Origin of the sequence: Micromonospora sp. NPDC048909 (assembly GCF_040649635.1) — a bacterium.
In the GTDB taxonomy this organism is placed as follows: Bacteria; Actinomycetota; Actinomycetes; order Mycobacteriales; family Micromonosporaceae; genus Micromonospora.
The window spans coordinates 45661-68855 of record NZ_JBEZFU010000014.1 but is presented as its reverse complement, the minus strand read 5'-3'; the positions used below and the strand labels follow the sequence as shown (position 1 = coordinate 68855).

The 23195-nt window shown below is 71.1% G+C and carries 22 protein-coding genes; 8 read left to right on the top strand and 14 right to left on the bottom strand.

What is annotated here, in order from left to right:
- Nucleotides 1-22: 22 nt before the first annotated feature.
- Complete coding sequence (locus tag AB0C04_RS28400; protein ID WP_357060340.1) at nucleotides 23-943, bottom strand: phosphatase PAP2 family protein; 921 nt, start codon at nucleotides 941-943, stop codon at nucleotides 23-25.
- Nucleotides 944-1171: 228 nt separating this feature from the next.
- On the opposite strand from AB0C04_RS28400, the gene AB0C04_RS28395 reads away from it, so the two are divergent.
- Nucleotides 1172-1501: a nuclear transport factor 2 family protein gene (locus tag AB0C04_RS28395; protein ID WP_357060338.1), complete on the top strand. Its 330-nt coding sequence runs from the start codon at nucleotides 1172-1174 to the stop codon at nucleotides 1499-1501.
- 93 nt (nucleotides 1502-1594) lie between these two features.
- Here AB0C04_RS28395 and AB0C04_RS28390 read toward each other — a convergent pair whose 3' ends face one another.
- From AB0C04_RS28390 to AB0C04_RS28375, 4 genes are all read right to left on the bottom strand, one after another.
- On the bottom strand, nucleotides 1595-2389 hold the full coding sequence (locus AB0C04_RS28390; protein WP_357060335.1) for a serine protease: 795 nt from the start codon (nucleotides 2387-2389) through the stop codon (nucleotides 1595-1597).
- 136 nt (nucleotides 2390-2525) lie between these two features.
- Nucleotides 2526-3503: an aldo/keto reductase gene (locus AB0C04_RS28385; RefSeq protein ID WP_357060333.1), complete on the bottom strand. Its 978-nt coding sequence runs from the start codon at nucleotides 3501-3503 to the stop codon at nucleotides 2526-2528.
- A gap of 59 nt (nucleotides 3504-3562) precedes the next feature.
- A complete protein-coding gene (locus tag AB0C04_RS28380) occupies nucleotides 3563-4492 on the bottom strand; it encodes a bile acid:sodium symporter family protein (protein ID WP_357060330.1) in 930 nt (309 codons plus the stop codon).
- 103 nt (nucleotides 4493-4595) lie between these two features.
- Nucleotides 4596-5984, bottom strand: coding sequence for a PLP-dependent aminotransferase family protein (locus tag AB0C04_RS28375; RefSeq protein WP_357060328.1), 1389 nt, complete (start codon nucleotides 5982-5984; stop codon nucleotides 4596-4598).
- Between the two features lie 47 nt (nucleotides 5985-6031).
- On the opposite strand from AB0C04_RS28375, the gene AB0C04_RS28370 reads away from it, so the two are divergent.
- From AB0C04_RS28370 to AB0C04_RS28355, 4 genes are all read left to right on the top strand, one after another.
- Entirely contained in the window at nucleotides 6032-6493 is a 462-nt protein-coding gene (locus tag AB0C04_RS28370; RefSeq protein WP_357060325.1) for a carboxymuconolactone decarboxylase family protein, read from the top strand.
- Entirely contained in the window at nucleotides 6478-7302 is an 825-nt protein-coding gene (locus tag AB0C04_RS28365; RefSeq protein WP_357060323.1) for an isocitrate lyase/phosphoenolpyruvate mutase family protein, read from the top strand. Before AB0C04_RS28370 ends, AB0C04_RS28365 begins: the two co-directional genes overlap by 16 nt.
- Nucleotides 7303-7456: 154 nt before the next feature.
- Nucleotides 7457-8788 (top strand): alpha/beta hydrolase, encoded by a 1332-nt coding sequence (locus AB0C04_RS28360; RefSeq protein ID WP_357060320.1) that lies wholly within the window; start codon nucleotides 7457-7459, stop codon nucleotides 8786-8788.
- Nucleotides 8789-8963: 175 nt separating this feature from the next.
- Nucleotides 8964-10097 carry a hypothetical protein gene (locus AB0C04_RS28355; protein ID WP_357060317.1) on the top strand — a complete coding sequence of 378 codons (1134 nt, stop codon included), beginning with the start codon at nucleotides 8964-8966 and terminating at the stop codon, nucleotides 10095-10097.
- A 46-nt stretch (nucleotides 10098-10143) separates the two neighbouring features.
- On the opposite strand, the gene AB0C04_RS28350 is transcribed toward AB0C04_RS28355, so the two are convergent.
- Complete coding sequence (locus AB0C04_RS28350; protein WP_357060314.1) at nucleotides 10144-10311, bottom strand: hypothetical protein; 168 nt, start codon at nucleotides 10309-10311, stop codon at nucleotides 10144-10146.
- Nucleotides 10312-10410: 99 nt separating this feature from the next.
- Nucleotides 10411-11637 (bottom strand): MFS transporter, encoded by a 1227-nt coding sequence (locus tag AB0C04_RS28345; protein ID WP_357060311.1) that lies wholly within the window; start codon nucleotides 11635-11637, stop codon nucleotides 10411-10413.
- Nucleotides 11638-11917: 280 nt separating this feature from the next.
- Here AB0C04_RS28345 and AB0C04_RS28340 point away from each other — a divergent pair, with 280 nt between their 5' ends.
- The gene (locus AB0C04_RS28340) at nucleotides 11918-12913 is read left to right on the top strand and encodes a DMT family transporter (RefSeq protein WP_357060308.1); all 996 of its coding nucleotides are present in this window, start codon (nucleotides 11918-11920) and stop codon (nucleotides 12911-12913) included.
- 93 nt (nucleotides 12914-13006) lie between these two features.
- On the opposite strand, the gene mmsB is transcribed toward AB0C04_RS28340, so the two are convergent.
- The 6 genes from mmsB to AB0C04_RS28310 all read right to left on the bottom strand — a co-directional run bounded on the left by mmsB (nucleotide 13007) and on the right by AB0C04_RS28310 (nucleotide 20603).
- Nucleotides 13007-14257 (bottom strand): multiple monosaccharide ABC transporter permease, encoded by a 1251-nt coding sequence (mmsB, locus tag AB0C04_RS28335; RefSeq protein WP_357060306.1) that lies wholly within the window; start codon nucleotides 14255-14257, stop codon nucleotides 13007-13009.
- Nucleotides 14254-15792: a multiple monosaccharide ABC transporter ATP-binding protein gene (gene mmsA, locus AB0C04_RS28330; RefSeq protein WP_357060553.1), complete on the bottom strand. Its 1539-nt coding sequence runs from the start codon at nucleotides 15790-15792 to the stop codon at nucleotides 14254-14256. The genes mmsB and mmsA overlap by 4 nt, the downstream gene beginning before the upstream one ends.
- A gap of 82 nt (nucleotides 15793-15874) precedes the next feature.
- The gene (gene chvE, locus AB0C04_RS28325; protein WP_357060304.1) at nucleotides 15875-17017 is read right to left on the bottom strand and encodes a multiple monosaccharide ABC transporter substrate-binding protein; all 1143 of its coding nucleotides are present in this window, start codon (nucleotides 17015-17017) and stop codon (nucleotides 15875-15877) included.
- Nucleotides 17018-17271: 254 nt separating this feature from the next.
- Nucleotides 17272-18279, bottom strand: coding sequence for a LacI family DNA-binding transcriptional regulator (locus tag AB0C04_RS28320; RefSeq protein ID WP_357060302.1), 1008 nt, complete (start codon nucleotides 18277-18279; stop codon nucleotides 17272-17274).
- A gap of 344 nt (nucleotides 18280-18623) precedes the next feature.
- Entirely contained in the window at nucleotides 18624-19352 is a 729-nt protein-coding gene (locus tag AB0C04_RS28315) for a tetratricopeptide repeat protein (RefSeq protein WP_357060300.1), read from the bottom strand.
- A gap of 189 nt (nucleotides 19353-19541) precedes the next feature.
- Nucleotides 19542-20603, bottom strand: coding sequence for a saccharopine dehydrogenase NADP-binding domain-containing protein (locus AB0C04_RS28310; protein WP_357060298.1), 1062 nt, complete (start codon nucleotides 20601-20603; stop codon nucleotides 19542-19544).
- A 98-nt stretch (nucleotides 20604-20701) separates the two neighbouring features.
- On the opposite strand from AB0C04_RS28310, the gene AB0C04_RS28305 reads away from it, so the two are divergent.
- Both AB0C04_RS28305 and AB0C04_RS28300 read left to right on the top strand, forming a co-directional pair.
- Complete coding sequence (locus AB0C04_RS28305; RefSeq protein WP_357060296.1) at nucleotides 20702-21658, top strand: helix-turn-helix domain-containing protein; 957 nt, start codon at nucleotides 20702-20704, stop codon at nucleotides 21656-21658.
- An 89-nt stretch (nucleotides 21659-21747) separates the two neighbouring features.
- Nucleotides 21748-22434, top strand: coding sequence for a DNA alkylation repair protein (locus AB0C04_RS28300; protein ID WP_357060551.1), 687 nt, complete (start codon nucleotides 21748-21750; stop codon nucleotides 22432-22434).
- Nucleotides 22435-22533: 99 nt separating this feature from the next.
- On the opposite strand, the gene AB0C04_RS28295 is transcribed toward AB0C04_RS28300, so the two are convergent.
- A complete protein-coding gene (locus AB0C04_RS28295) occupies nucleotides 22534-23187 on the bottom strand; it encodes a Crp/Fnr family transcriptional regulator (protein ID WP_357060293.1) in 654 nt (217 codons plus the stop codon).
- Nucleotides 23188-23195: the final 8 nt, after the last annotated feature.

The following is a 23195-nucleotide window of genomic DNA, read 5'->3' as shown; positions in this document are numbered from 1 at the left end:
ACGGGAAAAGCTCGCATTCTCCTCATTTCCGTCCATCGGGCCGGCCGCGCGAGCCCTCCCCCGCGCCCAGCAGGAGCACCGCCGAGCCCACGGCCAGCGTCGTCGACCCGGTCACCGCCACGATGGCGACGAGCGGCCCGCGGTCGACCGATTCGGTCAGGCCGGGCCCAACCGCCAGAAGCGCCCAGACCAGCACGACCAGTCCCACTGCCGCCTCGACCAGCCCACCCGGCACCCGGCCACCGAACGACCCGCCAGGCGATTCGGTCTCGCCGGAGGATCCGGCCGCACCGAGCGGCTCGATGCCGCCGCCCGGGTCACCCCCAACCCGCCGATGCTCCAGCGCGGCCGCAGCCAGGCAGAACAACGCCACGCTCAGCAGGACGCCGCCGAGCACGTCACTGAACCGGTGCCACCCCGCGATCATGGTGGCCGAGGCGACCACCGAGACACCGACCGCGCCAGGTACCGCGAGCCACCGGCGCGCCCACCCGGGCAGGACCAGCATGAAGGCCAGCACCAACGCCGTCGCGGCGACGACGTGGCCGCTGGGGAAGCTGTTGTGGGTGGTCGAACTCTCGACCTGGAGATCCGGCCGAGGCAGCACCGACTTGGCCGCGCCGGCCACCGCCACCGCGCAGAGCACCAGGCCGACGGCCACCACACCGGCCACCAGGCGCCGGCGGAGCAGCGCCACCAGCAGCACCGCGCCGAGCAGGGCAGCCAGCAGCAGCGGGTTGCCGAAGTGGGCCAGCACCGTCTTGGCCGGACCCACCAGCACGGTCTGCTGCTGGTAGCCGCCGCCCCGCTCGGCGCGCGGCAGGAGCAGGCCGTCCAGCCACTGACCGACGCGGGTGAAGAGGAAGAAAAGGCAGGTCAGTCCCAGGGCGAACAGGTAGCAGAGCGCGGCGCCGAGCAGCGGCCGCCCGGGGTACGCGGCCACCCGGCCGGATGGCCGCCGTCGCGCGGCGGGCGGGGCCGGCACGGGCCGCCGGCCGAGGGAGTGCAGCGATCCGGGTTGCATACCGGCCATCCTCGGTCGGGCACGTCCGGGTGCCGTCCGGGAATTGTCTTCGTTCTGTCACAGTTTCCGGTCGACCGCTGATCGAGTCGGGTGACGGCAACACCCGTCGCGGTCACCCCCGTCGCCGAGCCAGGGCAGGATTGGCTGATGACCACCACCGACCTGCCTGCCGCGATCCGGGCCTTCATCGAGGCGACCAACCGTGGCGACTCGGCCGCCTTCGTCGAAGCGTTCACCGACGACGCGTACCTCAACGACTGGGGTCGCGAGTTCCGCGGCCGCGACGGCGTCCGCGACTGGGACGGCAGCGACAACATCGGCGTGCAGTCGCACTTCGACCTCGTCGGGATCGAGCCCGGGCCCGACCCCGACAGCTACGTCGTCACCCTCACGGTGACCGGCAACGGCTATAACGGCACCGGCCCGATGAACGTCCAGCTGCGCGACGGCCTGATCGCGAGCCTGCGCATCGGCTGACCGAGCTCCGGTCACGCCGTCCGGCCGCGCCGGTGACGAGACGCGCGGGCGGCCCGGCTGGTGGCCAGCCGGGCCGCCCTATCGGTCGTACGGTCAGCCGCCGAGGCTCGCGGCGGCCGAGGCGATCGCCGAGGCGAAGTAGCTCACCTGGGTGTAGACGCCCGGGTAGTTGGGGCGGGCACAGCCGTTGCCCCAGCTGACGATGCCGACCTGGATCCAGGCGTTGTTGGCGTCACGGCGGAACATCGGACCGCCCGAGTCACCCTGGCAGGTGTCCACTCCGCCGCTGGCGTAGCCGGCGCAGATCTCCTCGGCGGGAATGATCTGGCCGCCGTAGTAGGAGCTGCAGGCCGAGTCGCTGACGAACGGGACGGTGGCCTTGAGCAGGTAGCGCTGCTGCGCGCCGCCTTCCCGGGCGGCGCCCCAGCCCGCGACGGTGAAGGTGCCGCTGTCGTAGGCGGTGGTATTGGCGATCTTCAGCGTGCTCAACCCGGTGACCGGCGTGGCCAGCCGGATCAGCGCCCAGTCCCGGCCGTTGCCGTTGTAGCCGGGGGCCCGGTAGACGTAGTTCGAGCGCACGGTGATCCGGCTCGACGACTGGAGGTCGACCACTCCGAGGGTCGCGGTGATGCTGGTGTTGGCGCCGGTGGCACCCACGCAGTGCGCCGCGGTGAGGACCAGCCGCGAGCTGTACAGGGCACCGCCGCAGCCCATCGAGAGCCGCACCATGAACGGGAACTCGCCCTGGGCCGCGCGGGTGCCACCGACGACGTTCGGCGTGACCGTCGGGTCGGCCGCGGCGGCGGGCGCCGCGAGAGTGAGGCTGCCCGCGGTCACCGCAGCCAACGCGGCGGCCAACAGGCCGGTGAGGGTGCGCCAGCGAACCATACGTTCCTCCGCATCAGGACCGGCACGCCTCAGGTGCGCACCTGCTTCAAGATTGCGGACATCATATTGAGATCAATGGATCGGTTGGGCATATCCTCTGGGTCGTATCCCGACGTTATGGAAGCCGGCTGCCGTCCTAGTAGCGGCTGCCCTCCGGCGCGGGCAGGGCGTCCAGCTCGGCCAGTTCCGCCGGGCCGAGTTCGAGGTCGCCGGCCGCGACGTTGTCGAGCAGGTACTTCGGCGTCTTGGTGCCGGGGATCGGCACCACGTACCGGCCCTGAGCGACCACCCAGGCCAGCGCGACCTGCGCGGGGGTCCGACCGGCGTCGTCCGCGATCTCCCGCACCCGGGCGGCGATGCTCAGGTTCGCGCGCAGCGCCTCCTGCTGGAAACGCGGCAGGCCACGGCGGAAGTCGTCCTCGGGCAGGTCGTCGAAGGAGGTGAAGCGGCCGGTGAGGAAACCGCGACCCAGCGGGGAGAACGGCAGGAAGGCGATGCCCTGCTCCGCGCAGTACGGCACCACCTCGGCCAGCGGGTCGCGGGTCCACAGCGACAGCTCGGACTGCACGGAGGCCACCGGGTGCACCGACTGCGCGCGCCTGATCTGCTCCACGCTCACCTCGGAGAGGCCGATCTGCCGCGCCTTGCCCGCCGCGACGACCTCCGCCATCGCCCCCCAGGACTCCTCGATCGGCACCTGCGGATCGACCCGGTGCAGCTGGTAGAGGTCGACGTGCTCGGTGCCGAGTCGGCGCAGGCTCTCGTCGATCGACGCGCGGATGTGCTCGGGGCGGCCGTTGGGCGCGATCCTCGGCGAGTTGCCCGGCCCACCGCTCGGCGAGGTCACCACCAGGCCGACCTTGGTGGCCAGCACGGCGCGGTCGCGGTGACCACCGGCCAGCGCCCGGCCGACCAGACGCTCGTTCGTGTACGGACCGTAGACGTCCGAGGTGTCGATCAGCGTGGCACCCAGATCGAGCGCCTGCCGGATGACCGAGATCGACGTGTCGTCGTCCCGCGCGGCCTTGAGGTCGTAGCCGTGGCTCATTCCCATGCAGCCCAGGCCGATCACGCCGATTTCGGGGCCGTTCACGCCGAGCGTGGTGGTACGCATGGCGGCAACGCTAGCGCGGCCCCGGCGGTCCGCCAGTCGCCGCTGTCACCCGTGGTCCGCTACACCAGGTCGCGCCGCTGCGGCGGAAGTTGCCCGGGACGACTGTCGGGCGCCTCGGTGCCGGCGGGCCGAGTACCGCCGCGGGTCACCAGATAGCCGAAGGCCGCGGCGGTGAAGAACATGACGATGCCGTAGACCGCGCCCGGTACGGCCATCTGGGTGCTGTTGAGCAGCGCCGGGCTGAGCGCGATCGTGATGGCCAGGGTGCTGTTGTGGATGCCGATCTCGAACCCGGCCGCCGTCGCGGCCCTCCGGTCGACCCCGGCCGCCCACGGCACCCCGTACCCGATCGCGAGGCTGAGTAGGTTGAACGCGAGCACGGCCAGACCGACCGAGACGAAGTAGTCGGCGATGTTCTCGCGCTCGCCGAGCACGGCGCCGGCGATCACCGCGACGAGCACGACCACGGACAGGATCCGGACCGGGCGGTTCAGGCGTTCGGCGACGCGGGGCACCCTGGCCCGGATCAGCATGCCGATCGCGACCGGGATGAGCACGATGGCGAACACCTGCAGCACCTTGTCGAACTGGAGGCCGATGCTCGTCCCGTCGGCGAGGAAGTGGGCCGCCGACAGGTTGACCACGATCGGCAGGACGAACACGGCGATCACCGAGTTGATGGCGGTCAGGGTGATGTTCAGGGCGACGTGCCCGCCGAACAGGTGGCTGTAGAGGTTGGCCGTGGTGCCGCCGGGCGAGGCGGCCAGCAGCATCATCCCGACGGCCAGCTCCGGCGCCAGGTCGAAGGCGAGCACCAGGCCGAAACAGATCACCGGCAGCACCACCACCTGGCACACCAGCGCGATGACGGCGGCCTTCGGGTGCTGGGCCACCCGACGGAAGTCCTCAGTGGTCAGCCCGAGACCCAGGCCGAGCATGATGATGCCGAGGGCGATGGGCAGACCGATCAGGGTCAGGGCCGAGTCCATGACACCACATCGTTACCACCCGGTAACGCCCCCACAATCCCCCATCCGGCTCGGCACGACCGCCGGCCGCCGCCCCGTCGACGGCGACCGTGCCGGCGAGCGATCAGCTCGCCCGTAACACCCGGGCCAGGGCGTCCAGCGCGGCGGGGTAGCTGGCCTGGCTCGGGGTGGCGTAACCGACGATGATGCCGCGGGTGTCGGCGCCGTCGGGGACGTGCCAGTGGGCACGCAGACCGTTGAGGGCCAGGCCCTGCGCGGCGGCGCGTTCGACCACCCGGTCCTCGGTGGGACCGGCGTCGGGCAGCTGGATGAGGGCGTGCAGGCCGGCGGCGATGCCGTGCAGCCGGTGGCGGCGGCCGATGCGCTCGATGAGCAGATCTCGACGCCGCCGGTAGTGCAGCCGGCAGGCGCGGATGTGCCGGTCGTACCCGTGGTCGGTGATCAGGTCGGCGAGCGCGAGCTGGCCGATGGTCTCGGTGTGCAGATCGGTGAGGCGTTTCGCTCGGGTGACGGGCTCGACCAGGCGCTCGGGCAGGATCATCCACGCCAGCCGGAGGGCTGGTCCCAGGGTCTTCGCCGCGGTGCCGACATAGACGACGTGCTCGGGGGCCACGCCCTGCAGCGCGCCGACGGGCTGCCGGTCGTAGCGGAACTCGCCGTCGTAGTCGTCCTCGACGACCAGCCCGTCGCGGTCCTGCGCCCAGGCGACCGCTGCGTGGCGGCGCCCGGGCTGCATCGTCACGCCAGTCGGGTACTGGTGCGCCGGGGTGAGCACCGCCGCCCGCGCCGCGGCCAGGCCGCCGACCCCGAGCAGGTCCGCCCGCGCGCCCTGCGCGTCGACCGGCAGCGCCAGGACGTCGGCGCCCGCATGGCGTACGACGTCGCGGTGAAAGGGGAGGCCGGGATCCTCCATGGCGATCGCCCCGCCGACGACGCCGGCCAGCAGCGAGAGGGCCTGGACGTACCCGGAGCAGATGACGATGCGCGCCGGGTCGGCGAGAACGCCCCGGGTGCGCCCCAGGTACTCCACCAGTGCCGAGCGCAGCTCGATGCGGCCCTGCGGGTCCGCGTAGTCGTAGGCCGAGGCGGGCGCGCCGGCCAGGGCACGACGGGTCGCGCGAAGCCACGCGTCGACGGGGAAGGTGGCCACGTCGGGGCTGCCGGGGCGCAGGTCGAGGCGCGGTGCCCGCTCCGGCACGCGGCGCGTGACCGGGCCCGCCGGCCGGGGGACGCCCACCACAGTGGTGCCCGACCCGGTACGGGCGGCGAGATAGCCCTCGGCGACGAGCTGCTCGTAGGCGGCCGCCACGGTGTTACGGGCCAGCTTCAGCTCGGCGGCGAGCACCCGGGTCGAGGGCAACCGGGCCTGCGGAGCGAGCCGGCCGGACCGGATCGCCTCGCGCAGCGCCCGTTCCAGGCCGAGCCGCCGACCGACGGCGGGGTCCAGGTCGAGGTGAAGGTCGACGCCAAAATTGGCCCAATCAACAGTCACGGTATTGGAGCCTAACAGGGTGCCGTTTTGCCCGTACCGTCGTCGTCATGAGCAACGTGATCACCGAAGTCCCCGTCCGCGTCGCCGTCGGCGACCTCGCCCCGCACATCGAGAAGGCCATGAACGCCCTGGACGCGGCGGCCCGCCGCACCCAGCTGGAGGCCGGCCTGCTGGAACTGGTCCGGGCCCGCGCGTCGCAGATCAACGGCTGCGCCTACTGCGTCGACACGCACACCCGCGACGCGACCGCCGGCGGAGAGGATCCCCGCCGACTGCACGCGCTGCCCGTCTGGCGCGAGACGCCGTTCTTCACCGCCCGGGAGCGGGCGGCCCTGGCACTGACCGAGGCGATGACCCGGTTGAGCGAGGCACCGGTCGGCGACGAGACGATCGCGCAGGCGGCCGAGCACTTCACCGAGACAGAGCTCGCCGAACTCATCTGGGCCGTCACCGTGATCAACGCCTGGAACCTGCTCGGCGCCACCGCCCGGCCGTGGCCACTGTCGTGACTCCACCCAGTCGCTGGTCTCCCGATGCGCAGGATCGGGAGACCAGCGACCCCGCCGCGGCCGCCAACGACCGGGCCGGCGCGCTACGCGCCATGCATCAGCCGGGCGCGCCGCTGGTGCTACCCAACGCGTGGGACTGCCTGTCGGCGCGCCTGGTCGAGGCTGCCCAGCTGCCCGCGGTGGCCACCAGCAGCGCCGCGATCGCCGACAGCCTTGGCTACCGCGACGGGGAGGCCACCCCGGTCGGCGAGATGCTCGACGCGATCAGTCGCATCGTCGCCGCGGTGGCGGTGCCGGTGACCGCCGACCTGGAACGCGGGTACCGGATGCCCGCCGCCGAGCTGGTGGAGCGCCTCGCGACCACCGGCGCGGTGGGCTGCAACCTGGAGGACTCGGATCCGCGGACCGGAGCCCTCGTCGACGCCGAGCGCCAGGCGGACTTCCTCGCCGCGGTACGGGCCGCCGCCACGGCGGCCGGCATCGACCTGGTGCTCAACGCCCGGATCGACACCCACCTGGCCGGGCCGGATCGCGAACCGGGCGCCCGCGCGGCCGAGACGATCCGGCGGGCGCACCGCTACCGGGCGGCGGGCGCCGACTGCGTCTACCCGATCCTGCTGCGCGACGACACCGAGATCGCCGAGCTCGTCGCCGCCGGCGCGCCGGTCAACATCCTCGCCGGCAACGGGCTCACCGTCGCCCGGCTGGCCGGGCTCGGCGTGGCCCGGATCAGCTTCGGCGCCCAGCTCTACCAGAGCACCCGCGCCCACCTCGCCGGCCTGATCGGCGAGCTCGCCAACCCTCGCTGAACCGCTGCCGGAGCCGTCGCGGGCGACTCCGGCAGCGGTCCACGCTCACCGCCATCGTTCTGCCAGTGGAGCGAAGGTGTGGACCGCCGGCCTCGGCACTGCGAAGATACTTGCGCTCTCAGTGCAGAAACTCCGTCCACCACCTGGAGGATCGATGCATTCCCGTCGCCGAAGAGTGCTCTCCCTGATGACCGGGGCCGCGCTCGCCGCCGGCCTCGCCGTCGCCGCCGTCCCGTCCGCCGCCGAGGCCGGCACCGCCGAGCCCGCGTACCGCCCAGTGATCTTCGTGCACGGCAGCGCCGGATCGGCGTCGCAGTTCCAGACCCAGGCCAAGCGCCTGGCCAGCAACGGCTACCCGATCGACATCATCGAGGCGCACGAGTACGACTCGCCGAACATCGCCACGATCCTGCCCCAGGTGTACGCGGGGCTGGACGCGCGCATCTCCCGCCTGCTGACGGCGACCGGCGCCGACAAGGTCGACCTGCTCGCGCACTCCCTCGGCACCTTCGTCCTGCAGGGCTACCTCACCAGCTCGCCGGCCCGGGCCGCCCGGGTCGCGCACTACGTGAACCTGGACGGGCGCGTCGCGGCGGCACCACCGGGTGGCGTTCCGACGCTCGCGATCTGGGGCGAGGGCGACCCGGCCCGGGCCGTCGTGGGCGCGACGAACGTGCATTTTCCGGAGCAGTCCCACACGCAGACCGTGTCGTCCGCGGAATCGTTCGGCGAGGTCTTCCGGTTCTTCCGGGGCCGCGCACCACACACGACGCGAATCGTGCCCCAGCTCTTCGGCACCGCCCGGGTGTCCGGCCGCGCGGTGCTCTTCCCCAGCAACGCCGGCGTGACCGACGCGACGCTCGAGGTCTACCCGGTCAGCCCGCTGACGGGCGCTCGGCTCTCGAACCGGCCCACGCACCGGGCGACACTGACCGGCGACGGCTCGTTCGGACCGTTCCCGGTACTCGCCACCGCCCGCTACGAGTTCGCGATCGTGCGCGCCGGTGCGGCGACGCACCACTTCTACTTCCAACCGTTCCTGCGGTCCGACTCGTTCGTACGCCTGGCGACCAGCCGGCCGGGCGAGGGCCTCGGCGGCCTGGTCGACACCAGCGACCGGCACACCGCGCTGACGATCCAACGCCAGAAGGAGTGGTGGGGTGACCAGGGTGAAGCCGGCGACGACCTCTGGATCAACGGCCGTTCCGTCCTGAACCCCGCGAACACGCCGCGCGTCAAGCGGACGATCGCGCTCTTCGCGTTCGACGACGGCAGCGACGGCGTCACCGACCTGTCCGCTCCCCTGCCGGAGTTCTTCAGCCAGACCTTCATCACCGGCATGGACGTGTTCATCCCGGCCACGCCGGCGCACCTCGGCCTCGTCTCGGTCGCGGTTGGCCATCGCGGCGGCGGTTACGACGTGGTCAACGTGCCCAACTGGAAGTCCAGCGAGCATCGGGTGACGGTGAACGTCGACGACTTCTGAGCGGGAGCCGCGGCCGGTTGCCCGGCGCCTACCGGAGCCGTGAGGGCGGTGTCGTGAATGGACGTCCTGCCGGATGGTGGCAAATCCGGGCCGGCGACCCGCCGTACGGGGGACGGAAATCCGGCGAGCGCCAGCGCAGAGTGACGGGACGCATCCGCAACGGAAGGGAAAGAGCATGAGCCGCCGACGCAGTGCCCTTGGCAGGTTCGTCCGCCTGGCCGTCGCGGGAGCCCTCGTCGGTGGGCTCGTGACCCCGGGGGCGGCGGTGGCGGAATCGCCACCGGCCGCCCCGGCTCCCCTCGCCTGGCAAGATCTGGGCACCCTGGGCGGCAGTTGGAGCACGCCCACCGACGTGAACGACGCCGGCCAGGTGGTCGGCACCAGCGTGACCGCCGACGGCCGGGTCCGGGCGTTCCGGTGGCAGCGGGGTGTCCTCACCGACCTGGGAGCGCTCAGCGTCAACAGCGAGGCCGCCGCCATCAACGAGCGCGGCGACGTGGTCGGCGGCAGCGACGACCGGCCGGTCCGGTGGCGCAACGGTGTCCTGACCGACCTCGTGGCCGTGCAAGGCCCGGGTCGAGCGGCCGACATCAACGACCGTGGCGAGGTCATCGGCATCCGCTACACCCCGACCAGCGGCATGTACGGCCAGGGTTTCCTCTGGCGCGACGGACGCAGCGTCGACCTGCCCGGCCTGGGCGGCGACACGTACCCGGTGGCCATGAACAACCGGGGCGAGGCGGTCGGGTTCGGGACCACCGACACCACGAGCGAGGCGGTGCTCTGGCGCAATGGCCGGCTGATCCGGCTGGCCCCGCCCACCGCGCTGGCCAGCATGGCCCACGACATCAACGAGCGCGGTCAGGTGCTCGGCAGCATGAGGGTCGACGACTCGACCTGGCACGGCTTCCTCTGGCAGGACGGGGTCCGCACCGACCTCGGTCCCGTCAGCGCGGTGGGCATCAACAACCGGGGAGAGGTCGCCGCCAACCCGGACGCGACTCTCGGCGGGCGCCCCGTGCGCTGGCACCGAGGCGTCGCCACCGAACTCGTACCTCTCGACGGCCGGTCCGGGCAGGCCTTCGCCATCAACAGCGCCGGCAGCGTGGCCGGGCAGTCCAACACCACCGAGCAGGAGACCCACGGCGTGGTCTGGAGCCGTGACCGCGTCATCGACCTCGGCCCGCTGCGCTACGGGATCTCCATCGGCGGGGTCCACCTCATCAACGACCGTGGGCTCGTCGTGGGCGTGCTCAACCCGACCGGCGACGGATACCGGGCGGTGGTCTGGGACACCGCCCGCCGGTAGCTCCGCCGCCGGTCGGATCAGTCGCGACCGCTGGCCGCGCGCCTGATCAACGCGAGATCGCGTGGCTTCGCGGTGGCGTGGCGGTCCCGTGGACGCGCTTGGCGTGGGCGGCGTAGAGCCGGGGTCCGATGATCGGCATGAGCAGCCGAGCCGGCAGCGGGGCCTCGGCGAGGACGTGCTTGATCACCTCGGGGTCGCCCTCGTACATCGCCATGCCGAAGGTCAGCGGGAGTTGCTTCTTCGGAGTCGCCTTGAGTCCGAGCTCGTTCCACTCGCTCGCCGTGACGTACCGCCGAGCCAGCGGGTGGCTGCGTCAGGCACGACCCGCGGCGTGCCCGCGCACCAGGCGCGGCACCAGCGTCGTGCCGCCCACGAACAGCAGTCCGGCGACCGACAGCAGCGCGCCGACCCACGCCGTTGCCAGGTATCCGTGGCCGCCCGCGATCACGACGCCGCCCAGCCACGCCCCGATCGCGTTGGCCAGGTTGAGCGCGGAGTGGTTCGACGACGCCGCCAGCGCGGGCGCGTCCGGCGAGGCTTCCATGAGCCGGATCGTGAGGCCCGCGCCGAGCACCTGACACACCAGCCCGATCGCGAAGATGAGCAGCACGGCGGCCACCGGTGACGAGGCGGTGAGCGCGTAGAGCGCGAGGACCGCGGTCATCGCGACGAGCGAGCCGATGAGCGTGCCCAGCGCCGACCGGTCCGCCAGCCGACCGCCGAGCAGCGCGCCAACGGTCATCCCCAGGCCGAAGACGGCGAGGACCCACGGCACCGCCCGGGTCGGCATCCCCGCGACGTCCGTGAGGGTCGGCGCGACGTAGCTGTAGACCGCGAACATGCCACCGAAGCCGACGGTGCCGGTGAGCAGCGCGATCCACACGTGGACCCGGCGGAACGCGCCCAGCTCGCGGGCGATGCTGGCGCCGGGCACGGCGGCCACGGGCGGTACCCACCGCCGGACGGCGAGGATCGTCACGACGCCGATCCCGGCCACCAGCGCGTACGAGGCGCGCCAGCCGAACAGCTGCCCGGCGAGCGTGACGAACGGTACGCCGACGATGTTGGCCACGGTCAGCCCGACCATGACGCGACCCACTCCCCGGCCCTTGCGGTCCGGCGGGACGAGCCCGGCCGCCACGACGGAGGCGATGCCGAAGTACGCGCCGTGCGGCAGACCGGTCAGGAACCGGGCGCCGACCAGCGTCCAGACGCCCGGCGCGAGAGCGGTCAGCGCGTTGCCCACCACGAAGGCGAGCATGAGCACGAGCAACAACCCGCGCCGGGGGACCCGGGCCGCGAGGGCCGCGATGACCGGCGCGCCGACGACGACCCCCAGGGCGTACGCGGTGATGCCGTGCCCCATCACCGGGATGGAGACGTGCATCTCGTCGGCCATCTGGGGCAGCAGGCCCATGGTGGCGAACTCGGTGGTGCCGATGCCGAAGCCGCCGATCGCCAGCGCGAACAGCGCCGCCCCGGCCGGACCGCGTGCGCCGGGCGCGTCCTGCCGCGTGGGTCGGACCTGGGTGGTGCTCACGATGATGTCTCTCCGCTCGTCATGGCGTCACCGCCCCGCGTAGGGACCGAATTTCCACGACGGCATGGAGGCGGGGCACGGGCCATGGTGCCCCTCGGTTGTTACCGATCACTCAACGAGAGGTGGCCGGGTGACGCGAATTACCTGCGGGAACACCTCGGCGCCCCGGGCCGCGCGTCCTGCGGTATGTAGCGGAACTTAACGGAGATGCAGAATCTCTCGCTTGTCCTACCAAGGTCGGGCGCGGCACCGTTCAGGTGGGCTGATCAAGGAGATCACGGTGAACGGTGTCAGAGGCAGGACGTGGGCGTCGGCGCGGACAGGCGTGCTCGCGCTGTTGTGGGGATCGACCTTCCTCTGGATCGAGCTGGCCCTGGACGCGCTGACCCCGGTCCAGGTGACCCTCAGTCGGTGCGTGCTCGGGTCGGCCGCGCTGCTGGTCGCCTGCCTCGCCTCCGGTCGGCGGCTGCCCCGGGACCGGGCGACCTGGGGTCACCTCGTCGTGGCCGCCTTCCTCTGCAACGCCCTGCCCTTCGCCATGTTCAGCATCGGCCAACAGAGCATCGACTCCGGTCTGGCCGGCGTACTGAACGCGACCACCCCGCTGTGGGCGCTGCTGATCGGCGTTCTGATCGGCGCCGAGCGCGGGCTGCGGCCGGTCCGGCTGGCCGGGCTTCTCCTCGGATTCGCCGGGGTCGTGTTGATCTTCGCGCCGTGGCGGACGACCGGGCCGGTCGGCTGGGGCGCGCTCGCCGTCCTCACCGCCGCGGCCAGCTATGCCGCCGGCTTCGCGTTCATGGGCCGCAATCTGGTCGGCAAGGGCATCCCCACCATCTCGCTGTCCGCGGCGCAGCTCGTCGCGGCGACCGGCCTGACCGCGCTGACGCTGCCGGCCGGCGGCCTGACCGCGCCCGAAATCGGCCCGAAGACCCTGATCGCGGTGCTCATCCTGGGTGTCGTCGCCACCGGAATCACCTTCCACCTCACCTACCGCACCATCGCCGCCGAGGGCGCCACCAACACGGCGACCGTCGGCTACCTGCTGCCGGTGGTCTCGGTGGCGCTCGGAGTCGTCGCCCTCGACGAGGCCGTCAGCCTCCGGACGGCGGCGGGGATGGCGGTCGTACTCGTCGGAGTCGGCCTCACCCGTCGGCAGCAGGGGTCGCCGGCGCCGGCGGTGAACCTCGGGTCGGGTCGCCGAGAGCGTCCCACTCCTCGGCGGTGGCCGGAAACGGCTGCCAGTACGGCAGGTAGAACGGCCGCCACGCCGGAGTGACCATCGAGAAGGACGGCAACTCCGGGTCGGACTGACGCCGCCCGCCCCCAGGACATCGGCGATCCGTCGCAGACGGGCGGCGTCGCAACAGCCTCAGCGGACCGTGCCGGCGCGGCGCTTGTTGTAGACGTCGAAGGCCACGGCGACGAGCAGGACGAGCCCCTTCACCACCGACTGCGTCGACTGGTCGATCCCCATCAGCTGCATGCCGTTGCTCATCACCGCCATGATCAGACCGCCGACCATCGCGCCCACCACGGTGCCCACCCCGCCGGTGACCGCTGCGCCACCGATGAAGGCGGCGGCGATCGCGTCGAGCTCGAACATGTTGCCGGCGGCCGGCTGCGCCCCGTTGGACCGCGAGGAGTAGATGACGCCGGCGACCGCCGCCAGGAAGCCCATGTTGACGAACATCCAGAAGTTGACCGTGCGGACCTTCACCCCCGACAGCGCCGCGGCCGAGAGATTGCCGCCGATCGCGTAGACCTGCCGACCGAAGACGGTGCGCCGGGTGAGCAGGCCGTAGACCAGCACCAGGACCGCCAGCACGATCAGCACGATCGGAAGCCCACGGGCGTGCGCGAGCTGCCAGGCGAAGTACATGATCACCACGCCGACCAGGGCGACCCGGGCGACGAACAGCGGGAACGACTCCACGGGCTGCTGGTACCGGATTCGCGCGACGCGGGTGCGGAAGCCGCTCACCGCGTACCCGGCCACGGCCACGGCGCCGATGAGCAGCGTGAACGCGTCGTAGCCCTGCCCGCCGAGCAGGCCGTTGAGGAATCCCGCCGCGACGCGCTGATACTCGGCCGGGAACGGCGACAGCGAGATGTTGTCGAGCACGCGCAAGGTGAGGCCGCGGAACAACAGCATCCCGGCGAGGGTCACGATGAAGGCCGGGATGCCGACGTACGCCACCCAGAAGCCGTGCCACGCGCCGACCGCGACGCCGACGACCAGCGCGGCCAGGATGCCGACCCACCACGGGTAGCCCTGCTGGATCACCAGGACGGCGGAGACCGCGCCGGTCAGCGCCACCACCGACCCCACCGACAGGTCGATGTGCCCACCGATGATCAGGATGACCATCCCGATCGCGAGCACCAGGATGTACGAGTACTGCAGGACGACGTTGGTGATGTTCCCGGGGCTCAGCGACACCCCGTCGGTCAGGATCGCGAAGAGGGCGACGATGACGACCAGGGCGACGTAGATCCCGCTCTGCCGCAGGTTGTTCAGCACCAGCGCCCGCAGGTCGCTCGTCCCGGTGTGCAGGGCCGCGGCCGACGTACCGTCGGGGGGCGTCGGGCGCTCCGTCGAGGGGGTCTTGGTGCTGGTCATCCGATGAGCTCCTTGTCCTTGGTCATCAGCTCCATGAGGCTCTCCTGGGTCGCCTCGCCCGCCGGCAGCTCACCGGTGATCCGGCCGGCCGCCAGGGTGTAGATGCGGTCGCACATCCCGAGCAGCTCCGGCAGTTCGGAGGAGATGATGATCACCGCCTTACCGTCGGCCACCAGCCGATTGATGATCGTGTAGATCTCGTACTTCGCCCCGACGTCGATCCCGCGCGTCGGTTCGTCCAGGATCAACACGTCCGGGTCGGTGAAAAGCCACTTCGACAGCACAACCTTCTGCTGGTTGCCCCCGGAGAGCTTGCCGACCACCGCCATGACGCTGGGCGCCTTGATGTTCATTTCCCGCCGGCTCTGCTCGGCGACCTTGATCTCCTCGTTGCCGTTCACCCAGCCCAGCCGGGACAGCCTGGCCAACGCGGCGGCGGAGACGTTGCGGCGGACGTCGTCGATGAGGTTCAGGCCGAACCGCTTGCGGTCCTCGGTCACGTAGGCGATGCCGTGGTCGATCGCCTCGGTGACGGTACGGGCGGTGACCTCCCGACCGTGCATGAGCAGCCGCCCACTGACGTCGCGGCCGTAAGACCGGCCGAACACGCTCATCGCCAGCTCGGTCCGGCCGGCACCCATCAGCCCCGCGATGCCGACGACCTCACCGGCCCGCACGGACAGGCCGACGCCCTCGACGACCATCCGGTCCTGGACCGGATGTCGCACCGTCCAGTCCTCGATCCGGAGCACCTCCGCGCCCGGCGACGACTCCCGATCGGGGTAGAAGCTGTCCAGGTCGCGCCCGACCATGCCTCGGATGATCCGTCCCTGCGTCACCTCGTCGGCGTGCATGTCGAGGGTCTCGACAGTACGTCCGTCGCGGATGACGGTGGTCGAGTCGGCGATCGCGGTGATCTCGTTGAGCTTGTGGGAGATCATGATGCAGGTGATCCCCCGGTCCCTGAGCTGCCGCAACAGGTCGAGCAGGTGAGCCGAGTCGACCTCGTTGAGGGCGGCGGTCGGCTCGTCCAGGATGAGCAGGCGCACCTTCTTCGACAGCGCCTTGGCGATCTCCACCAGTTGCTGCTTGCCCACCCCGAGCTGGATGACCGGGGTGACCGGGTTCTCGTGCAACCCGACGGACGCCAGCAGCTCCGCCGCCTCGGCGTTGGCCCGGTTCCAGTCGATGAGCCCGCCGCGCCCGCGCCGCTCGTTGCCGAGGAAGAGGTTCTCGGCGATCGACAGGTACGGCACCAGGGCGAGCTCCTGGTGGATGATGACGATGCCGTTGGCCTCGCTGTCCCGGATGCCCCGGAACTGCATCGGCTTGCCGTCGAAGAGGATCTCGCCGTCGTACGAGCCGGTCGGGTGGACGCCCGACAGCACCTTCATCAGGGTGGACTTGCCGGCACCGTTCTCGCCGCAGATGGCGTGGATCTCCCCCCGGCGCACCGCGAGGTTCACGTCCTCGAGCGCAGTCACCCCGGGGAAGGTCTTCGTGATGCGGCGCATCTCGAGGATGGTGTCGTCCATGGTCACTGTCCTCATCGTCAGATCCGGACGCGGTACGTCGTGACACCGGGCCCGGCGGTGACCGCCGGGCCCGGTGGACGGCTCAGCCCTTGGCCTGGCCGGCGGCGACCTCTTCCGCCGTCCAGTAGCCGGAGTCGATCAGCGTAGCCTTGATGTCGTCCTTGTAGACCGTCGCGATCGGCAGCAGGTAGGCCGGGACGACCTTGACGCCGTTGTTGTACGTCTGCGAGTCGTTGGCCTGCGGCTGCTTGTCCTGCAGGAACGCCTCGGCGGCGTTCACGGCCTGGTCGGCCAGCAGTCGGGTGTCCTTGAAGACGGTGGAGCTCTGCACGCCGTCGTTGATCAGCTTGATCGAGGCGATCTCCGCGTCCTGGCCGGTCACCACGGGCATCTTCTTGCTCGCGGCGCCGTAACCGGCGTTCTGCAGCGCGGTGATGATGCCGCGGGAGATACCGTCGTACGGCGACAGGACTCCGTTGACCAGAGCGCCGTCGTTGTAGCTGGAGGTGAGCAGATCCTCCATCCGCTTCTGCGCGGTCTCCTGCTGCCACCGCAGGATGGCCACCTGCTCGATGGCGGTCTGTCGCGACTTCACCCGCAGCGTGCCGGCGTCGATGAACGGCTTCAACGTCTCCATCGCCCCGCCGAAGAAGTACTGGGTGTTGTTGTCGTCGAGCGAACCGGCGAACAGCTCGACGTTGAACGGACCCGTCGCCGCGCCCTTCGAGCCGTCCTTGTTCTGCAGGCCGAGACCGACCAGCAGCGCGGTGGCCTGAGCGACGCCGACCTTGAAGTTGTCGAAGCTGACATAGAAGTCGACGTTCTTGCTGCCGCGGATCAACCGGTCGTACGCGATGACCGGGATCTTCGCGTCGGCGGCGGCCTGTAGCTGACCGCTGAGCGCCGTACCGTCGATCGCCGCGATGACCAGGACGTCCGCGCCCTGAGTGATCATCTGGTCGACCTGCTGCGACTGGGTGGGGATGTCGTCACCCGCGTACTGGAGGTCGACCTTGTAGCCCTTCGCCTCCAGCTTCTGCTTCACCGCGTTACCGTCGGCGATCCACCGCTCGGAGGTCTGGGTCGGCATCGAGACGCCGATGGTCAGGTCGCCGGGCTTCTCACCGCTGGTGTCACCGCCGCCGCCGGCACCCTCACCACCGCACGCCGCCAGACTGAGCGCCAACACCGCACCGCCGAGAGCAACCAGGAATTTCCTGCCCACGGGCGTCTCCTCTCTGGACTCCCCGCCGATCACCGGGGCCACCTGTCACCTTTCCGGGTAGTGTTAGCGCTCACATGCCGCACGTCAACACTTACTCTGAAATACCGGCGTCACGGTCTCGTAACGGAGGCACCCGCCGGCGAAGCCCCACCGGCCGCCATCCACATCGGACATAAGTGGCGGCGATGCCGGCTCAGGGCGAGGTTACTGCCCAACCCATGCGCCAGCTAGCCCCCGGTGCCGCCCGGGCGCCGTCAGTGGCGCGGTGGGGCGACGCTACCGCGGGCGACCAGGGTCGGGGCGATGGTCTGCCGAAGCGCCCCGCCGGTGCCCGATTCGATCTGGGCCAGCAGCAGCTGGAGACTCGCCCGCGCCACCGCGTCGAAGTCCGGCCGGACGGTGGTCAGCGGCGGAATGAAGTACGCAGCCTCCGGCACGTCGTCGAAGCCGACCACACTGATCTCGTCCGGCACCCGCCGACCGGACTCGTGCAGTGCCCGCAGCACACCGAGCGCGAGATGATCGTTGGCCGTGAAGATCGCGGTGACCTCGGGCATCCGTGCCAACAACCGCCCACACCGGTAACCCGAGGCCGCGGACCAGTCCCCCGGCATCAACGGTGGCGGTTCCACCCCCGCGGCCAGCAGCGCAGCCCGCCAGCCTTCGATCCGACCGGCGCCGTCGAACCAGTCGGCTGGCCCCGACACGTGCCAGACGGTGCGGTGCCCGGCGTCGAGCAGATGCTGGGTCGCCGCCCGGGCGCCCGCCACCTGATCGACCGTCACCAGCGGCACCGGCCGGCGCGGGTCACCGTCGACGGTGACCAGCGGGACGTCCTTGGGTAGGCGTTCCAGCGCCTCACCGGCCGACTCCACCGGCGCGATGACCACGATGCCGGCGACCCGGTGCGACAGGTGCCGCTCGACCGCCGCCGAGATGGAACGGTGGTCCAGGTTCCGCACACTGCCCACGCTGACCGCGAAACCCTCTTCCGCGGCGGTCTGGTCGAGAGCGGCCAACAGCGACGCCGGACCATAGAGGGTCGTGTTCTGCGCCACCACGCCGATGACCTGCGATCGGCCGGTCACCAACGCGCGCGCGGCGCCGTTCGGGCGGTAGCCGAGCTCGGCGATCGCCGCCCGTACCCGCAACCGGGTCTGCTCACGGACGTTGGGGTGCCCATTGAGCACCCGCGACACCGTCTGATGGGAGACACCGGCCAGACGAGCAACGTCGGTCATCGCCGGACTGCGCACGGCCATTTTCTTCCTCCGCCCACGTCCGATCCGTTGCCCGCCGACGTCGACTGGAGCGGCCCGGCCCGATCACCCTCGCTCAGCCCACCACACCGGTGCTGAGTGCCAGGTGATCATCGCTGAACCGCCAGCAGTCTACGTCAGCCGCGGGCGGGGCCCGGCTGAGCGACGCGGCGGTGGGGAGGGTGGTGGGGGACGGCGCCCCGCAGCACCGGGTAGGGCTCCGATCAGGGCGCGCTCACAATGTGAGCGCTAACATCCTTCCCGCCGGCGACAACTGCGGGCGTCGAACCCGGCCAGACCTGACCGCTGACGTGACCGGCGGCCCGGCAGCCTTGCGGATCGTCGCGTCAGCGTCGGTCGTCGGCGAAGGCCGTACGTGGGTCGAGAAGCTGTCCTCGTGCGTACTCCTCGCCGAAGGCGTCCGGGCCGAGCGCCTCGATCGCGGCGGCGCGCGCCTTCGCGAGGTCGGCCGCGTCGTCCGGGTCCGGCACCTGGCCGAGCGACGCGAACGCGGCATCCGCGACGCCGATCATCCGCGCCGCCCGAGTGTGATCACCCTCGGCTGAGCCGAGCGCCGCGCCCGCTACGCAGACGTACGGCACGAAGTCGGCCCAGCCGTTGCGGAACACCCGCTCGCGGCCTTCGGCGAACAGCTTCCTCGCCACATCGAGATTGCCCAGGCCCAGCTCGCAGAACGCGAGGTTGTGATACTCCGAGTTGACCATCTTGGGCTGGCCGAGCGCCTCGTTGAGCGCGATGCTGTCCAGGTACAGACCCCGAGCGCGGAGCAGATCGCCGGACATCCGCGCCACGGCAGCCAGCACGTGCCTCGGCCGTTCCTCGAGGCTTCGGTCGCCGGAGCGCAGCGCGACCTCAAGAGCCTCCCGGGCCCGGGCCTCTCCGCCCGCGAGGTCACCGCCACGGATGGCGACCCGGGCCAGGCTGTACCGGGCTTCGACCTCGCCCGCCGGGTCGCCCGCCGCCTGGGCCCGCTCGATCTCGGCCTCGCTCATGCGCACCACGGCGTCGGTCTCACCACGCCGGAAGGCCGAGCGCACGTTGTCACTGAAGTTCATGGGTCCTCGGAGGCGTTCGTCTACCTGCTGTGGGCAACCTACGCCACCGGCACGGTGTGACCGTCGACGGTGGCACCCTGATCGCCTGAGTCCGCAGCCGGAGCGGGCGGGCCGCAGGCACGGCCATCACGGCCGCGACGTGACGGTCCCAGGATCCGTGTGAGCAACCGCCGCGGGCTACGTGGCCGGTCAGGCGAATTGCGGCGCGCGAGACTCGTGGCGCGGTTCGAGCGTGATGTGCGCGGACAGCGCGCGGAGGAAGTCGGGCGCGTCGAAGATCTCGCCGGCGGAGGCGACGCCGCTCGTCCTCGTACGACCGTCGAGAAGGCGACGGACCGCCTCGACCGCCAGCGGTGCGCTGATCGCGTAGATGTCCTGGCCGCTGGCGACGACGCGTCGTTGCCTGTCGCCGGAGCGCACGATGACGTCGACGGTGAACGTCTGCGCGGACCGGCCGCGCTCGTCGACCGCGGTCGGCGCGGGTGCGTCGGGGGCGGCCAGGTCCCGGGCCGCGTCGGTGGTCATGTACGTACGCACCTCGGGGATGGACAGGTGGCTGGGCACGGTGACGATGTCGGCCATCGAGAACTCGCCGAGGACGCTCCTTCGGCCCATCGGGGCGGGAAAGTCCCAGTCCAGGGTCGGCAGAACGCGCTCGTCGACGTAGTACTCCAACCGGCCACCGGTGTAGCGGACACGTTGGCCGCCGCGCCGGTCCCGGGAGACGGTGCCGGAGACGAGGGTCCCGGCCGTGGGGTGCCAGCTGCTCAGTCCGTACGCGACGTGCGCCTCGTCGGCCGCCGTCCAATCGCCCATCGCCGTCGTGACCAGCAGGTCGCCGAGTCCGCCGAAGAAGGCCATCGCCGGGACCACCGCGACGCCGGCGGTCCGGGCGCGCTCGGCGAAGTGCGTGAACGTGTCGAGGTTGGCCTCGATCTCGGCCGCCACATCCACATACGGGATCCGGGCGCGCAGGGCGGCCTCGATCACCGGGGCCGCGGTCGAGGCGAACGGTCCGGCGCAATTGATGACGGCAGCGGCGTCCTTCAGTGCCTGGTCGAGCGAGGCCGGGTCGTCGACCGACGCCACCCGGAGTTCGAGCCCGGGATGAGCCGCCGCCAGCGCCTGGAGCTTGCCCGCGTCGCGACCGAGGAGGAGCGGGACGAACCCGCGATCGCGCAACTCCGTCACCACGAACCGCCCGGTGTGCCCGTACGCCCCGAACACCGCCACGGTCTGATTCGAACCCATCGCAGTCCCTCCCCTTGAAAGATCGACTGAGGAGATCCTCTCCGCACGGCCGGCCCTGGCCTAGTGTCTGGAACGCCATTACCCGTACAGTTTCGGACATGGCCACGATCGCGCTCGCCGCCACCGACGGGATGCTGCACTTCGAGCTCGCCATGGCCTGCGAGGTCTTCGTCCGCGACCCATCGGGCCTGGCGGACCCGTGGTACGACCTCGTGGTCTGCGGCCCGGGCCCGGTCCGGATCGGCAGGTTCCGGGTGGAACCTGACGCCGGGTTGGACCGCCTCGCCCGCGCCGACACCGTGATCGTCCCTTCCGTGGAGGACATCGACGCGGAGGTGCCAGCCGATTTGCTCGACGCCGTCCGGTCGGCCCACCAGGCGGGCGCCCGGATGGTCTCGCTGTGCACCGGTGCGTTCGTGCTGGCCGCCGCCGGGGTGCTGGACGGGCTGCACGCGACCACCCACTGGGCCCACACCGAGGCGCTGGCCGCGCGCTATCCCCGGGTGCAGGTCGACCCGGACGTGCTCTACGTCGACAACGGCAACGTGCTCGCCTCTGCCGGCAAGGCCGCCGCGATCGACCTGTGCCTGCACCTGATCCGCCGCGACCACGGCTCGACGGTCGCCAACGCCGTCGCCCGCCGCCTGGTCGTACCGCCGCATCGCGCCGGCGGCCAGGCCCAGTTCGTCACCACCCCGGTGCCCGCCCGCGACGACCATCCCCTCGCCGACCTGCTGCCGTGGGCGATGGAACGGCTGGACCGCCCGCTGACCGTGGAGGACCTGGCCCGCCAGGCGAACATGAGCTCGCGCAACCTGGCCCGCCACTTCAGGTCGGTGACGGGCAGCACCCCACTGCACTGGCTGTCGACGCAGCGGATCCGCCGGGCCCAGGAGCTGCTGGAGAACACCGACAACAGCATCGACGCCATCGCGCAGGCGGCCGGCATGGGGACCGCCACGACGCTGCGCCGACACTTCCATCGCACCGTCGGCGTACCTCCGGACGCCTACCGTCGCACCTTCCGCAGCGTCGGGCCCTCGTCAGGATCGTGATCGCCGTACGCACAGGCGTCCCCGCGTCGAACGTGCTGGCGCGCGGCGAAGTCGTAGGCTGCGATGCACATGACGGACAGGAGGCTGAGGTGGCCGAAACGACGCTCACCGAGTCGACCGTGGCCGAGGTGATGGCCGAGCTGGCAGCGCTCGAGGACCCGAAGACACGCGAGGTGAACGAGAAACACGGTGACGATCACGGCGTGAACCTCGGCAAGCTGCGCGCGCTCGCGAAGCGGCTGAAGACGCAGCAGGAACTCGCGCGCCGGCTCTGGGCGACGGAGGACACCGCGGCGAGACTGCTGGCGATCCTGATCTGCCGCCCGAAGGCGTTCGAGCGTGACGAGTTGGACGTCATGTTGCGCGAGGCGCGCAAACCCAAGGTGCACGACTGGCTCGTGAACTACGTGGTGAAGAAGAACCCGCACTCCGAAGAGCTGCGCCTGGCCTGGTCCGCCGATCCGGATCCGGTGGTCGCGAGTGCCGGCTGGGCGCTGACCACCGAACGTGTGGCGAAGAAGCCCGACGGCCTCGACCTCGCCGGGCTGCTCGACGTCATCGAGGCAAAGATGAAGGACGCCCCCGATCGCCTGCAGTGGGCGATGAACCACTGCCTGGCTCAGATCGGGATCGAGCACGCCGAGCACCGCGCCCGCGCGATCGACATCGGTGAGCGCCTGCAGGTGCTCAAGGACTACCCGACCTCCCCGGGCTGCACGTCTCCGTTCGCGCCCACGTGGATCAACGAGATGGTGCGCCGGCAGCAGGATATGTAGGGCGGATCCGCGGCCCCGCGACTGTCTGCGTGTGGCGGCACAACCTGCCCCTGGTCGCCCAGCCGCAAGGCAAACGGTCCGCCCGCTGCTGCCGGGCGGTCAGGAATCGTTCGATAGGAAGTCCAGACGCCCACGATCGTCGATGACAATTCCCTGTTCGGTCAGCCGGACAGCGCCAGCAGCGGTGAGCCGCGCCAGAGCCCGGTTGATGGTGACCCGGCTCAGCCCAAGCATGCGCGCCAACTGCTCTTGCGATCCTCGCCAGGCGACCCGATCCGCCGGATCCTGCGCGTTCAGCCAAGCAGCCACTCGAGCGACCGCCGGTAGCGTGACGGCCTGCGCGAGCCGCCGTCGGCTGGCCATGGCGTCCCGCGCGAGCTGTCCGAGCACATGCCTACGCACCGACTGTTCGTCGTCGAGCAGGCGCAGAAACCGGATGCGAGGCAGCAGGCGCGCGGTGACCCCGGTAATCGCCACCAACCCGGTTGACGGCCTGCCGCCATCCAGCACGGCGGACTTGTCCACGATCGCGGGGCCCGTCCACTGATCGGGCCACACCTCACCGCCGGTGGGTGCGGCGTGCGTGGCGACCACGGTGCCGGACAGCAGCAGGACCACGGCGCTCACCTGCTCACCGGCCGGCCGGATCAACGCCCCGGCGCCGAACCGTACCGCGCGACTGTCCCGGGCAACCGCCTCCAGCTCGACCGGGGACAGGGCTCGTAGCGCCGGGATGAGATCCAACGAAGTCATGTATCAAG

Excerpts from the sequence above, each read along its gene's own strand:
- AB0C04_RS28390 (WP_357060335.1), bottom strand. The coding sequence starts at position 2,389 with ATGGTTCGCTGGCGCACCCTCACCGGCCTGTTGGCCGCCGCGTTGGCT.
- AB0C04_RS28355 (WP_357060317.1), top strand. The coding sequence starts at position 8,964 with ATGAGCCGCCGACGCAGTGCCCTTGGCAGGTTCGTCCGCCTGGCCGTC.
- AB0C04_RS28295 (WP_357060293.1), bottom strand. The coding sequence starts at position 23,187 with ATGACTTCGTTGGATCTCATCCCGGCGCTACGAGCCCTGTCCCCGGTC.
- AB0C04_RS28310 (WP_357060298.1), bottom strand. The coding sequence starts at position 20,603 with ATGGGTTCGAATCAGACCGTGGCGGTGTTCGGGGCGTACGGGCACACC.
- AB0C04_RS28395 (WP_357060338.1), top strand. The coding sequence starts at position 1,172 with ATGACCACCACCGACCTGCCTGCCGCGATCCGGGCCTTCATCGAGGCG.
- mmsA (WP_357060553.1), bottom strand. The coding sequence starts at position 15,792 with ATGGACGACACCATCCTCGAGATGCGCCGCATCACGAAGACCTTCCCC.
- AB0C04_RS28305 (WP_357060296.1), top strand. The coding sequence starts at position 20,702 with ATGGCCACGATCGCGCTCGCCGCCACCGACGGGATGCTGCACTTCGAG.
- AB0C04_RS28315 (WP_357060300.1), bottom strand. The coding sequence starts at position 19,352 with ATGAACTTCAGTGACAACGTGCGCTCGGCCTTCCGGCGTGGTGAGACC.
- mmsB (WP_357060306.1), bottom strand. The coding sequence starts at position 14,257 with ATGACCAGCACCAAGACCCCCTCGACGGAGCGCCCGACGCCCCCCGAC.
- AB0C04_RS28360 (WP_357060320.1), top strand. The coding sequence starts at position 7,457 with ATGCATTCCCGTCGCCGAAGAGTGCTCTCCCTGATGACCGGGGCCGCG.
- AB0C04_RS28370 (WP_357060325.1), top strand. The coding sequence starts at position 6,032 with ATGAGCAACGTGATCACCGAAGTCCCCGTCCGCGTCGCCGTCGGCGAC.
- AB0C04_RS28320 (WP_357060302.1), bottom strand. The coding sequence starts at position 18,279 with ATGGCCGTGCGCAGTCCGGCGATGACCGACGTTGCTCGTCTGGCCGGT.
- AB0C04_RS28380 (WP_357060330.1), bottom strand. The coding sequence starts at position 4,492 with ATGGACTCGGCCCTGACCCTGATCGGTCTGCCCATCGCCCTCGGCATC.
- AB0C04_RS28350 (WP_357060314.1), bottom strand. The coding sequence starts at position 10,311 with ATGGCGATGTACGAGGGCGACCCCGAGGTGATCAAGCACGTCCTCGCC.
- AB0C04_RS28385 (WP_357060333.1), bottom strand. The coding sequence starts at position 3,503 with ATGCGTACCACCACGCTCGGCGTGAACGGCCCCGAAATCGGCGTGATC.